General features: G+C 66.5%; 9 protein-coding genes. 5 read left to right on the forward strand and 4 right to left on the reverse strand.

Translation table 11 applies throughout. The annotated features are described in order from the left end of the window. Positions 1-59: 59 nt before the first annotated feature. On the reverse strand, positions 60-3,548 hold the full coding sequence (mfd, locus tag VIL42_11010; GenBank protein ID HEY8593374.1) for a transcription-repair coupling factor: 3,489 nt from the start codon (positions 3,546-3,548) through the stop codon (positions 60-62). Next, positions 3,545-3,820 carry a succinate dehydrogenase assembly factor 2 gene (locus tag VIL42_11015; protein HEY8593375.1) on the reverse strand — a complete coding sequence of 92 codons (276 nt, stop codon included), beginning with the start codon at positions 3,818-3,820 and terminating at the stop codon, positions 3,545-3,547. The genes mfd and VIL42_11015 overlap by 4 nt, the downstream gene beginning before the upstream one ends. Before the next feature lie 54 nt (positions 3,821-3,874). Between VIL42_11015 and recG the strand changes: the two genes are divergently transcribed. Together recG and VIL42_11025 are read left to right on the forward strand one after the other, a co-directional pair. Beyond that, positions 3,875-5,938, forward strand: coding sequence for an ATP-dependent DNA helicase RecG (gene recG / locus VIL42_11020; GenBank protein ID HEY8593376.1), 2,064 nt, complete (start codon positions 3,875-3,877; stop codon positions 5,936-5,938). Positions 5,939-5,948: 10 nt separating this feature from the next. Then, entirely contained in the window at positions 5,949-6,398 is a 450-nt protein-coding gene (locus VIL42_11025; GenBank protein ID HEY8593377.1) for a DMT family transporter, read from the forward strand. Here the strand turns inward: VIL42_11025 and tyrS are convergent. Together tyrS and VIL42_11035 are read right to left on the reverse strand one after the other, a co-directional pair. Then, positions 6,395-7,606 carry a tyrosine--tRNA ligase gene (gene tyrS, locus VIL42_11030; protein HEY8593378.1) on the reverse strand — a complete coding sequence of 404 codons (1,212 nt, stop codon included), beginning with the start codon at positions 7,604-7,606 and terminating at the stop codon, positions 6,395-6,397. The two genes, VIL42_11025 and tyrS, sit on opposite strands and share 4 nt — an antisense overlap. A 37-nt stretch (positions 7,607-7,643) precedes the next feature. Next, the gene (locus VIL42_11035; protein HEY8593379.1) at positions 7,644-8,294 is read right to left on the reverse strand and encodes a DUF2306 domain-containing protein; all 651 of its coding nucleotides are present in this window, start codon (positions 8,292-8,294) and stop codon (positions 7,644-7,646) included. An 86-nt stretch (positions 8,295-8,380) separates the two neighbouring features. Here VIL42_11035 and VIL42_11040 point away from each other — a divergent pair, with 86 nt between their 5' ends. The 3 genes from VIL42_11040 (at position 8,381) to VIL42_11050 (ending at position 11,595) form a co-directional block, all read left to right on the forward strand. Further along, positions 8,381-8,914 carry a DOMON-like domain-containing protein gene (locus tag VIL42_11040; GenBank protein HEY8593380.1) on the forward strand — a complete coding sequence of 178 codons (534 nt, stop codon included), beginning with the start codon at positions 8,381-8,383 and terminating at the stop codon, positions 8,912-8,914. A 9-nt stretch (positions 8,915-8,923) separates the two neighbouring features. After that, complete coding sequence (locus VIL42_11045) at positions 8,924-10,123, forward strand: DUF1343 domain-containing protein (protein HEY8593381.1); 1,200 nt, start codon at positions 8,924-8,926, stop codon at positions 10,121-10,123. 74 nt (positions 10,124-10,197) lie between these two features. Continuing rightward, complete coding sequence (locus VIL42_11050) at positions 10,198-11,595, forward strand: methyl-accepting chemotaxis protein (protein HEY8593382.1); 1,398 nt, start codon at positions 10,198-10,200, stop codon at positions 11,593-11,595. Positions 11,596-11,685 lie beyond the last annotated feature (90 nt).

An 11,685-nucleotide genomic window follows, 5' to 3' on the forward strand; every position in this document is an offset into this window, starting at 1 on the left:
TCCTCGTCGGCCTGTCACGAGCAAGATAGGCGGATAAAGGGCCAAGGTCACGCCGGCGCTCAGGCCGCCTGCTTCTTCTCGCCGGCAGCAGCGACCCGGGCGAGCCCGCGCGAGAGCTGCAGCGCGCCGTTCAGCCGCGCATCGGCGCTCGCCCATTCGCGCGAAAGCGCAAGCTTGCTGTCGGGGCGTAGCTTGGCCGCGCCCTTCAGGCGATCGATGTAGGCGAGCAGGCCGGCGATGTCCGGGAAGCCGCTTTCCGCGAAAGTGACGACCGCGCCCTTCGGCCCGGTGTCGAGCTTCGCCACCATCGCGTCGCGGCAGTTCAGCTTGACCTCGACGATCTTGAGGAGGTTTCCGGTTTCCTCCGGGAGCGCGCCGAAACGGTCGATCAGCTCGGCCGCGAACGCCTCGATGGCATTGCGGTCGTCGAGCTCGCCGAGGCGGCGGTACAGGCCCATGCGCAGGTCAAGATCGGGGACATATTCTTCCGGGATCATGATTGGCGCATCGACGCTGATCTGCGGCGTGAATTCCTCGCGCGGCGCAGTGCCGCCGGCCTTCACCTCGACAATCGCGTCCTCGAGCATCGATTGGTAGAGCTCGAACCCGACTTCCTTGATGTGTCCGGACTGCTCGTCGCCGAGCAAATTGCCGGCGCCGCGAATGTCGAGGTCGTGGCTGGCGAGCTGGAAGCCGGCGCCGAGATTGTCGAGTTCGCTGAGCACCTGGAGGCGCTTCTGCGCGGCTTCGGTGATCGAGCGGTTCGCCGGCATCGTCAGATAGGCATAAGCGCGGGTCTTCGACCGGCCGACGCGGCCGCGCAGCTGATAAAGCTGGGCGAGGCCGAAGCGGTCGGAACGGTAGACGATCAGCGTATTGGCGCTTGGAATGTCGAGGCCGCTTTCGACGATCGTCGTCGACAGCAGCACGTCATACTTGCGGTCGTAAAAGGCGCTCATCCGCTCCTCGACCTCGGTCGGGCTCATCTGGCCGTGGGCGGTGATGAACTTCACTTCCGGCACCTGGTCGCGGAGCCATTCTTCCATGTCCGGCAAGTCGGCGACGCGCGGCACGACGAAGAAGCTTTGACCGCCACGGAAATGCTCGCGCAGCAAAGCCTCGCGAAGGACGACGCCGTCGAACGGCGTGACGTAGGTGCGGACCGCCAGGCGGTCGACTGGCGGGGTCTGGATGACGGACAGCTCGCGAAGGCCGCTCATCGCCATCTGCAGCGTGCGCGGGATCGGCGTCGCGGTGAGCGTCAGCACATGGACGTCGTTCTTGAGCGCCTTGAGCCGCTCCTTGTGAGCGACGCCGAAGTGCTGCTCCTCGTCGACGATCACGAGGCCCAGGCGCTTGAACTCGATGCTCTTGGCGAGGATCGCGTGCGTGCCGATGACGATGTCGACAGTGCCGTCGGCAAGGCCTTCCTTGGTCTTCTTTGCTTCCGCGGCGGTGACCAGGCGCGACAGGCGGCCGACCTTCAGCGGGAAGCCGTGGAGCCGCTCCTCGAAGTTCTTGTAGTGCTGGCGAGCCAGCAGGGTCGTAGGGCAGATCAGCGCGACCTGCTTGCCGGACATGGCCATGACGAAGGCGGCGCGAAGCGCGACCTCGGTCTTGCCGAAGCCGACATCGCCGCAGACCAGCCGGTCCATTGGGCGGCCCGCGCCCAGGTCCTCGATGACGTCGGAGATCGCCCGGTCCTGATCGTCGGTCTCCTCATAGGGGAAACGGTCGACGAATTGTGGATAGCTGGCGTCGGGCTCGGCAATGACGCCGGGGCGCGTCGCGCGCATGGCGGCGACCTTGATGAGCTCACCCGCGATTTCGCGGATCCGCTCTTTCATCTTGGACTTGCGGCGCTGCCAGGCTTCACCGCCGAGGCTGTCGAGCGTCACGCCCTCGCTCTCGCTGCCGTAGCGGGTCAGCAGCTCGATATTCTCGACCGGGACGTAGAGCTTGTTGCCCTTGGCATATTCGAGCGCGACGCAGTCGTGCGGCACCTTGCTGACGGGGATCTGCGTCAGGCCCTCGTAGCGGCCGATGCCGTGGTCGGCGTGAACGACGAGGTCGCCGGGCGAGAGGGTCGCCAGCTCCTCGAGGAAGGCGGCGGCGGCCTTGCGCTTCTTGCGGCGGCGGACGAGCCGGTCGCCGAGCATGTCCTGCTCGGTGAGGACGGCGACGTCGGGCGTGGTGAAGCCGTGGTCGAGCGGCAGGACGAGCAGGGCGGGCTGGGCTTTGGAACCGAGCGCTTCCTGCCAGCTGTCGGCCTGCTTCTGGCTCTTGACCCCATGATCTTCGAGTAGGCCGGAGAGCCGCTCGCGGGCGCCGCGCGTGTAGCTCGCGAGCACGACCTTGCGGCCGCCGCGGCGGAGGTCAGCGATGTGCTTGGCAACGGCTTCGTAGATGTTCGACTGCTGCGTGCGCTCGGGCGCGAAATCGCGGGCCGGATCGACGCCGAAGTCGATGATCAGCTCGGACTCCGGCTCGTGGAAGGGCGAGGCGAGATGAATCGGCCGGTCGGTGAGGAAGGCGGACCAGTCGTCCTTGCCGAGGTACAGGGTGTCGGGCTCGAGCGGACGATAGCTGCCGGGTTCCGCGGCCATCGCCCGGACGCGGTTCTGATAATAATCCTCGATCGCTTCCTGCCGGGAGTCGAGCGCCTTGTCGGCGGCCGCGTCGCGGATCACGAGGTCGTGCTCGCCGAGATGGTCGAAGAGCGTCGCCAGCTTGTCTTCCAGGAGCGGCATCCAATGCTCCATGCCGCTCATCCGCCGGCCTTCGGACAGCGCCTGGTAGAGCGGGTCTTCGGTCGCGCGGGCGCCGAACTTCTCGCGGTAGCGCGAGCGGAAGCGCTTGATGCTCTCGGCGTCAAGCAGGGCTTCGGATGCGGGCATGAGCGTGAACGCGTCCGCCTTGTCGGTCGAGCGCTGGTCGACGGGGTCGAAGCGCCGCATGCTGTCGATCTCGTCGCCGAAGAAATCGACGCGGAGCGCCTGCTCCTCGCCGGCGGGATAGAGGTCGATCAGCGAGCCGCGAACGGCATATTCCCCATGCTCCGCGACCGCGTCGCTGCGCTGGTAGCCCAATGCATTGAGCTGCTCGATCAGCGCTTCGCGCTCGATCCGCTCGCCCTCGGCGATGCGGCGGGTGAGCTGGCGGACACGGAAGGGGGTGAGGAGACGCTGCGACGCCGCGCTGGCTGTCGCGACCACGAGTTGCGGCTTTTCGCGCTTGACCTGCAGCGCGCTCAAGGTGGCGAGCCGCTCGGCCATCACCCGGAGTGCCGGGGACGCGCGGTCGTAGGGCAGGCAGTCCCAGCCGGGGAGGGAGAGGACTTCGACCTCCGGCGCGAACAGGGGCACGGTTTCGGCAAGCGCGCGCATCGCCGCTTCGTCGGCGACGATGACCACGGCGCGGCCGCCGCCGCTCGTCCCGTGAGCCGCGCGCGCGAGGTCGGCGGCAAGCCACGGCAGGAAGCCGGAGGGCACGCCCGCGAGGGTAAGCGGCTGGTTGGCGCGGAGGACGCGCTGGAGCGGTTCGCTCATCGGGAAACCGGCACGTAATCGAGCGTCTTCAGCGCATTCAGCATCGAACCGGCGAACCGCTCGGGCGCCTCTGCGGTTCCGAGCGCCCAGGCCATGATGTCGACATCCTGTTCTTCGAGCAGGTCGGCGAACAAGGCGCGCTCCTCCGCGCTCCAGCTTTCATGGTGCGCATCGAAGAACCCACCGATCAGCAGGTCGGCTTCCTTGGTGCCGCGATGGTGCGCGCGCCACGCCAGGCGCTTCAGTTCGGGGTCGGATGGCATGGCGTGCATGTAGTCAGCTGCAGCGCCGATTGCGAGCCGCGGACAAGACGCTAACAACCGCACATGCGGCCCGAAATCCTCAACCCCTTGTTCACCGAGGTGGAGGCGCTGCCCGGAGTCGGGCCGCAGGTCGCCAAGCTGCTCAAGAAGCTGGGCATCAGCCGTGCCGTCGACCTGCTCTATCATCTGCCGACCGGCTCGATCGAACGAGTTGCCGCGCCGGCCGCCAGCGCGGCGCTGCTCGGGCGCAATGTGATCCTTGAGCTGACGCCGTTCGACAGCCGCGGCCCGCGGCCGGGCGGGCGCGGACCGACGCGCGTCTACGCCTCCGATCGCGAGGGCAACACCATCTCCCTCACCTATTTCAACAATCCGGGCTGGGCGAAGAAAAGCCTGCCCATGGGCGAGACGCGCACGGTCTCGGGCAAGCTCGAGGCTTATGGCGACGAGTGGCAGATCATCCATCCGGAAGTCGCGGAGCCGGGCAAGGGGGCGGCGCCGCAGCTCCGCGAGGCGGTCTATCCGCTGACCGAGGGACTGACCAACAAGAGGATCGGGCAGCTGGTGCGCGATGCGCTCGAACGCGCGCCGGAGCTGCCGGAGTGGATCGAGCCGGGGCTGCTCGGGCGCGAGGGCTGGAGCGGGTGGCGCGGCTCGCTCGCGCTGCTTCATCGCGAACCTTCGGCCGAGCAGGCGCGCAAGCGGCTCGCCTATGACGAAATCTTCGCCAACCAGTTGGCCTTGCTCCTGCTTCGGCAATCGCAGCGGCGGCATCGCACGGTGCCGCTGCCGGGCACCGGAGCGCTGATTGGCAAGCTCAGCCTGCCCTATGAACTCACGGGCGCCCAGCGGCGCGTGATTGGCGAGATCCACGGCGACATGGCGCAGAGCGCGCCGATGCTTCGCCTGCTGCAGGGCGATGTCGGGTCGGGCAAGACGCTGGTCGCGCTTATGGCCATGCTTGCCGCGGTCGAGAGCGGGGCACAGGCGGCGCTGCTGGCGCCGACCGAGATCCTCGCGCGGCAGCATCATGCGACCTTGCTCAAGCAACTCGACAGCATCGGCGTCCGCGTCGCGATCCTGACCGGGCGCGAGAAAGGGAGGGCTCGTGACAGTGTGCTGATGGGCCTTGCCGACGGCTCGATCGACATCCTCGTCGGCACCCATGCGATCTTCCAGGAGAAGGTCGGGTACAAGAAGCTCGGCCTTGCTGTGATCGACGAGCAGCATCGGTTCGGCGTGTCGCAGCGGCTGCTGCTCGCGTCGAAGGCCGAGCATCCGCCGCACCTGCTCGTGATGACCGCAACGCCGATCCCGCGGACCCTGACGCTGACCCAATATGGTGAGATGGACGTCAGCCGCATCGATGAGATGCCGCCGGGACGAACGCCGATCGAAACGCGGGTGATCAGCGACGAGAAGCTGCCGGAGATCGTCGAAGGACTAGGCCGGCACATCGCCTCGGGCGGGCAGGCCTATTGGGTGTGCCCGCTGGTCGAGGAGAGCGAGAAGAGCGACGCCGCCGCGGCTGAGGAGCGGGCGCGGGTGCTCCAGCAGCGGTTCGGCGCCGACAAGATCGGCTTGGTGCATGGGCGCATGAAGGGGCCGGAAAAGGACGATGTGATGGGGCGCTTCGCCTCGGGCGAGCTGGCCGTCCTCGTGGCGACGACGGTCATCGAGGTCGGCGTCGACGTGCCGAACGCGACTTTGATGATCGTCGAGGGGGCGGAGCGGTTCGGGCTGGCCCAGCTTCACCAGCTGCGCGGGCGCGTCGGGCGCGGGTCGGGCAAGAGCACCTGCCTGCTGATCCGCGGCGGCAATTTGACCGAGGTCGGCCGCGCCCGCCTGTCGCTGATGCGCGAGAGCAATGACGGTTTCCGGATCGCCGAGGAAGATCTTCGCCTGCGCGGCCCCGGCGAGATCCTGGGCACGCGCCAGTCGGGAGAGGAGGCGTTCCGGGCCGCGACGCCGGAGGATGTCGCAAGCTTGGCGCCGATCGCCCAGAGCGACGCGCAGCTGCTGCTCGACCACGACGGCGGGCTGAAGGGCGAGCGCGGCCAGGCGGCGCGCATCTGCCTTTATCTGTTCGAACGCGACCAGGCCGTCGGCCTCATCAGATCAGGATAGGAAATAACGAATGCCAGCAGCGCCACTTCTGCCGATCCTGCTCGTGCTGTTCGCGGGCGGGATGATTGCGCTCCAGGCGCCAACCAACGCGATCCTTGCCCGCGCCGGGGGATCGCCGGTGCTCGCCGCGCTGATTTCCTTCGCGGTGGGCACCGTCGCATTGCTTGCGGCCTGGGTCGCCAGCGGCAACCGGCCGGGCACGGCAGCCTTCGGCAACTTGCCGGCCTACGCCTGGATCGGCGGGCTTTACGGCGCCATCTATGTCGCCGTTGCCGCTTATGCAGCGCCCCGGATCGGCGTTGCCGCGCTGATCACTATCGGCATTGCCGGGCAGATTGCCGTTGCGTTGCTGCTCGACCATTTCGGGGCGCTCGGGCTGGCACGCGAGCCGATCAACATCGGCCGGGTGGCGGGCGCCGTTCTCGTCGTTGCCGGGGTCGTGCTCGTCCGCCGCAGCTAGCGGACCAGCAGCCCGTGCTTCTTCTTGCCGAGGCTGATCTTGCCTTCAACCGCTGGTGACGCCGGATCGCTGACTGGCTGGTCGTTGAGCCGCACCGCGCCTTCCGCGACCTTGCGCTTCGCTTCGCCGTTCGACGCCGTGAACCCGAGGGCGGTCAGCGCTTGAGCGACGGTCATGCCGTCGGAGAGCGTCAACGACGGCAGGTCCTCGCCAGCGCCGCCGCCGGCAAAGGTCTCCGCAGCGGTGCGAGCCGCCGCTTCGGCAGCCTCGCGGCCGTGCAGCATTGCCGTCGCTTCGGTCGCCAGCACGATCTTGGCCTGATTGATCTGGGCGCCTTCGAGCGATTCCAGCCGGCGCACCTCGTCGAGCCGTAGTTCGGTGAAACGCCGGAGGAAGGTGCCGACATTGCCGTCATCGGCATTCCGCCAGAACTGCCAATAATCATAGGCGCTGAGCAGGTCTTCATTGAGCCACACCGCGCCCTTGGCGGTCTTGCCCATCTTCGAGCCGTCGGGGTTGGTGATCAGCGGGGTGGTCACGCCGAACACCTCGGTGCCGCTGACCCGCCGCGTCAGCTCGATCCCGTTGACGATATTCCCCCACTGGTCGGACCCGCCCATCTGCAAGCGACAGCCGGCGCGGCGCGACAGCTCCAGGAAATCATAGGCCTGGAGGATCATGTAATTGAACTCGAGGAAGGTCAGCGGCTGTTCGCGCTCGAGCCGCAGCTGGACGCTGTCGAAGGTCAGCATGCGGTTGATCGTGAAGTGCCGCCCGATGTCGCGCAGGAACGGGATATATTCGAGCTTCGCCAGCCAGTCGTCATTATTGACCATGACCGCATCCGTCGGGCCGTCCCCGAAGGTCAGAAAGCGTTCGAAAACCTTGCGGATGCCGGCGATGTTGTTCGCGATGTCCTCGTCCGAAAGGAGCTTGCGCGCTTCGTCCTTGCCGGTGGGATCGCCGACCTTGGTGGTGCCGCCGCCCATCAGCACGATCGGCTTATGCCCCGCCTGCTGCAGCCCGCGCAGGAGCATGATCTGGACGAGGCTTCCGACGTGGAGGCTCGGCGCCGTCGCATCGAAGCCGATATAGCCGGTCACGACCTCCTTCTGCGCGAGGGTGTCCAGCCCTTCGGCGTCGGTCAGCTGGTGAATGTAGCCGCGCTCGTCGAGGAGCTTGAGGAGGTCGGAGCGGTATTCGGTCATCGGTGCGGCGCGTAGCGCGCCGGCACCGCGGTCGCAATCAGGCGGTGGCCGGCTGCAGGGACGGGATGGCCAAACGGGCCTTCCGACGCAAGTAGAACTCGGCGATAGCGAGGTTCGTCATCCACGAGATCCACGCGATCACACGGTAGGCGGGGGTGAAGGGGATGGCGAGGACGAGGCCCGCGAAGGGCAGCATCAGGCGCAGCGTCAGCGCGGCGGCGGTTAGCGCATAGGAACGAATCATCCATGCGCGATGATCTTCGAAGCGGCCGTCGATCGCGGCCTTGATGCCGAGCGCGGTGAGCACCGGCCAGAGGATTGCCATCAATGCGAACCCTGCGCCGGCGATCGGACCTGCCGTCGTCCCGAGCGAGAGCATCAGGCCCGCGGGCGCGCCGATTGCGATCGCGACGGCATAGATGCGGCCGCTGGCGCGGTGCAGCTGCGGCATACGCTCGCGGACGCGGGCGACGAACTGGAGCGGGCCGAGCAGGAGCGCCGTGACGCCGCCTGCCACGTGCAGGACCAGATAAGGATTGGCGAAGGCGTTGTCGGTGACCACTTCCGGACGCGCCAACACATCGGTGAAGTAGCGAAGCAGCGACACGGCGGCGACCTCGAGCGTGAGGAGGGCGAGCAGCGTCGCATAGGTGTAGAAGCCGATGCGAAGAGGGAGCGTGCGGTTCATCGGTCAATCCCTGACAGCATGTGTATTGCTGATATAGTACAGTAGAGCAACTGTCAAGAAGGACCGGAGCAGGGTAGATAGCCGCCGTGCAGCTGACCCTTGTTCCTCACCCTGCGACTGCGCCTGCGGACCCGCAGCTCAAGCTCTGGGCCACGGTCGACCATGCCGGAGCATTCGGAGCGATGGCGACCACCAATATCTGGTTCGGTATTGGCGCGCCGGCCGACCGATTCGTAATCCCCGAAGCTGCAGGCGAGCGGCGCGATGGATTGTGGCAGACGACCTGCTTTGAAGCCTTCCTGCGCGCGGAGGGCGACGAGGCTTATCGCGAGTGGAATTTCGCGCCCGGCGGCGCCTGGGCTGCCTACGATTTCAACAGCTATCGCGAGGGGATGCGCGACGCCGACGTCGGCGCCCCTCCTTATATACGAATGGAGGACAACCTCACCTGGTGGACGCTCGGCGCGACCATCGCCGTGCCGTCAGGAGTGCATTGGCAGCTCGGGCTTTCGGCGGTGCTCGAGGAAAAGGACGGCGCCAAGTCCTACTGGGCCCTCGCGCATGGCGGAGAGAAGCCCGACTTCCATGACCCCGGTTGCTTCACTGCGCGGCTCGCCTAATCAGCGGCCATGACCCTGTTCGGAATCGACCGGCTTCTCGCCGACCCTGAGCTTCGCCGGCCGCTGGAGGGCAAGCGCGTGGCGCTTCTTGCCCACCCGGCGTCGGTCACCCGTGACCTGACGCACAGTTTGGATGCATTGATGGCGGCGGGGCTGAACCTGACGGCGGTGTTCGGGCCGCAGCATGGCGTTCGCGGCGACCTCCAAGACAATATGATGGAGTCGCCCGACTTCACCGATCCGACCTACGGCATCCCCGTGTTCAGCCTCTACGGCGAGGTCCGTCGGCCGTCCGGCCAATCGATGGGCACGTTCGACACGATCCTCGTCGACCTCCAGGACCTCGGCTGCCGTATCTACACCTACGTGACGACGCTGCTCTACGTGCTCGAAGCGGCGGCGGAGCATGGCAAGAGCGTCTGGGTGCTCGACCGGCCCAATCCCGCGGGACGGCCGGTCGAAGGACTGACCTTGCGCGAGGGATGGGAAAGCTTCGTCGGCGCCGGGCCGATGCCGATGCGGCATGGGATGACGCTCGGAGAACTCGGGCGCTGGTTCATCGACCATTTCAAGCTCGACGTGGATTACCACGTGGTCGAAATGGACAGCTGGCGGCCGGAAGAGGCACCGGGCTTCGGCTGGCCCGAAGAGCGCGTCTGGATCAACCCGAGCCCAAATGCCGCAAACCTCAACATGGCGCGCTCTTATGCCGGGACGGTGATGCTGGAAGGCGCCACGCTCAGCGAGGGCAGGGGCACGACGCGGCCGCTCGAGCTGTTCGGCGCGCCGGGCATCGAGCCGCGCAAGGTCATTGCAGAAATGCAGGCGTTTGCGCCGGAGTGGCTTGCGGGGTGCAAGCTGCGCGAAATCTATTTTCAGCCGACCTTCCACAAACATGTCGGCGAGCTGTGCAACGGCGTCTTCATCCATGCCGAAGGGCCGTTCTACGACCATGACGCATTCAAGCCGTGGCGGCTGCAGGCGCTCGCCTTCAAGGCGATCCGCCGGCTCTATCCCGACTACGATTTGTGGCGGGACTTCCCGTACGAATATGAGTTCGACAAGCTAGCGATCGACGTCATCAACGGCTCGCCGCTGCTTCGCGAGTGGGTCGACGATGCGGATAGCAACGCCGGCGACCTCGACGCGATCACCGTCCCCGACGAGCGTGCCTGGGACGAGGAGCGGAAGCCGCACCTGCTCTACTGAGGAGCGTGGTTAACGAAGAAGTAGGACGTTCCCCGTATCTCCGCCCGTGAACATTTGCGGGAGCTCGGCTCGACATGGCCACTGCGGGGATCGAGGAAGTCACGGAAAACGCCATTCGCGCCGTTGCGCGCGATTGCGGGTCGCTGTCGATGGAGTGCAGCGATGTCGCCGGCTACGTCCAGGGCGTCGCGACACGGATTAGCGAGCATCTCAAGATGCTCGACCAGCTCGAGGAAGTGACGACGCGGCTGCTCGCCGACCAGGCGCGCGTGTCGGATTCCACGGACGAAGCGCGGCTGCTCTCGGAGCAGGCGAAAGCCAAGCTCGACGCAGGCCGTGAAGCCATCGAAGGCACCATCGACGGGTTCAAGGGGCTGACCGAACTGGTCGTCCAGCTCGGCGAGCGCATGGCCGGCTTCGCTTCGGCGATGAACCAGGTGCAGACGGTGTCGTCGACGATCGAGACCATCGCCCGCAAGACGAACATGCTGGCGCTCAACGCCACCATCGAAGCCGCGCGCGCCGGCGATGCCGGGCGCAGCTTTGCGGTCGTTGCCGCCGAAGTGAAGAAGCTGGCGCACGACACCCGTGCGGCGACCAGCCAGATCGCCTCGACCATCGGCGAGCTGACCCGGGAAGCGAGCGCCGTCACCAACGAAATCAAGACCGGCGTCGAGCGCAGCCGCGCCGCCCAGTCGGGCTTCGGCACCATCAGCGACACGGTTCGCGAAGTCAGCGAGATCGTCGGCATGGTCGACCGCCAGACCGAAGGCATCGCCCACTCGACGAGCATGATCCAGACCAGCGTCGATCGGGTGAAGGCGGGCCTGACCGACTTCGCCGCCGACGCCCGCGACAACGGCCAGGAACTGAAGACCGCCGAAAAGCGGCTCGGCCACCTCGAGCTTTTGTCGAACACCATGCTGGACACGCTTGCGAATTCAGGCGCGGAGATCGACGACACGCCGTTCATCCTCAAGGCGCAGGACGCCTGCCGCCAGATCCGCATCGCCATCGAGCGGGCGATCGACAGCGGCGAGGTCAGCGTCGAAGATGTCTTCGACCGCGATTACAAGATCGTCGAAGGCTCCAACCCGGTGCAGTACGACGTGCGCTTCAACGGCGCGGCAGACCGCCACGTTCAGCCGATCCTCGACCGCATCAAGGGCAGCGACAGCCGCATCATCGGCTCCGCGATCGGTGACATGAACGGTTACCTGCCGACCCATTTATCGGAGCGCAGCCATCCGCAGGGTCCCGACCCGGTGTGGAACGACGAACATTGCCGCAACAAGCGGATCCTGATCGACGACACGACGCGCATGGCGCTCGCCAGCGAGAAGCCGGCGACGCTCGCCACCTATCGCATGGAGCTCGGCGACAAGTTCATCCCGGTGAAGAACGTGTTCGTGCCTTTGTTCGTGAAGGGCCGCCGCTGGGGGAATTTCGAACTGGCTTACCGGGACGATTGATCGCCTGGAGCTAGTCCGGGGAACTAGCGAAGCCGATCAACGGCGCGTGCGGGTAATCGGCCGGTGAACCAACAGGGTTCCCGAAAGCTT

Origin of the sequence: Sphingomicrobium sp. (assembly GCA_036563485.1) — a bacterium.
Lineage (GTDB): Bacteria > Pseudomonadota > Alphaproteobacteria > Sphingomonadales > Sphingomonadaceae > Sphingomicrobium.

Bases quoted from the DNA above. Each gene is read 5' to 3' on its own strand.
- mfd (HEY8593374.1), bottom strand. From the start codon at position 3,548: ATGAGCGAACCGCTCCAGCGCGTCCTCCGCGCCAACCAGCCGCTTACC.
- VIL42_11015 (HEY8593375.1), bottom strand. From the start codon at position 3,820: ATGCACGCCATGCCATCCGACCCCGAACTGAAGCGCCTGGCGTGGCGC.
- recG (HEY8593376.1), top strand. From the start codon at position 3,875: ATGCGGCCCGAAATCCTCAACCCCTTGTTCACCGAGGTGGAGGCGCTG.
- VIL42_11025 (HEY8593377.1), top strand. From the start codon at position 5,949: ATGCCAGCAGCGCCACTTCTGCCGATCCTGCTCGTGCTGTTCGCGGGC.
- tyrS (HEY8593378.1), bottom strand. From the start codon at position 7,606: ATGACCGAATACCGCTCCGACCTCCTCAAGCTCCTCGACGAGCGCGGC.
- VIL42_11035 (HEY8593379.1), bottom strand. From the start codon at position 8,294: ATGAACCGCACGCTCCCTCTTCGCATCGGCTTCTACACCTATGCGACG.
- VIL42_11045 (HEY8593381.1), top strand. From the start codon at position 8,924: ATGACCCTGTTCGGAATCGACCGGCTTCTCGCCGACCCTGAGCTTCGC.
- VIL42_11050 (HEY8593382.1), top strand. From the start codon at position 10,198: ATGGCCACTGCGGGGATCGAGGAAGTCACGGAAAACGCCATTCGCGCC.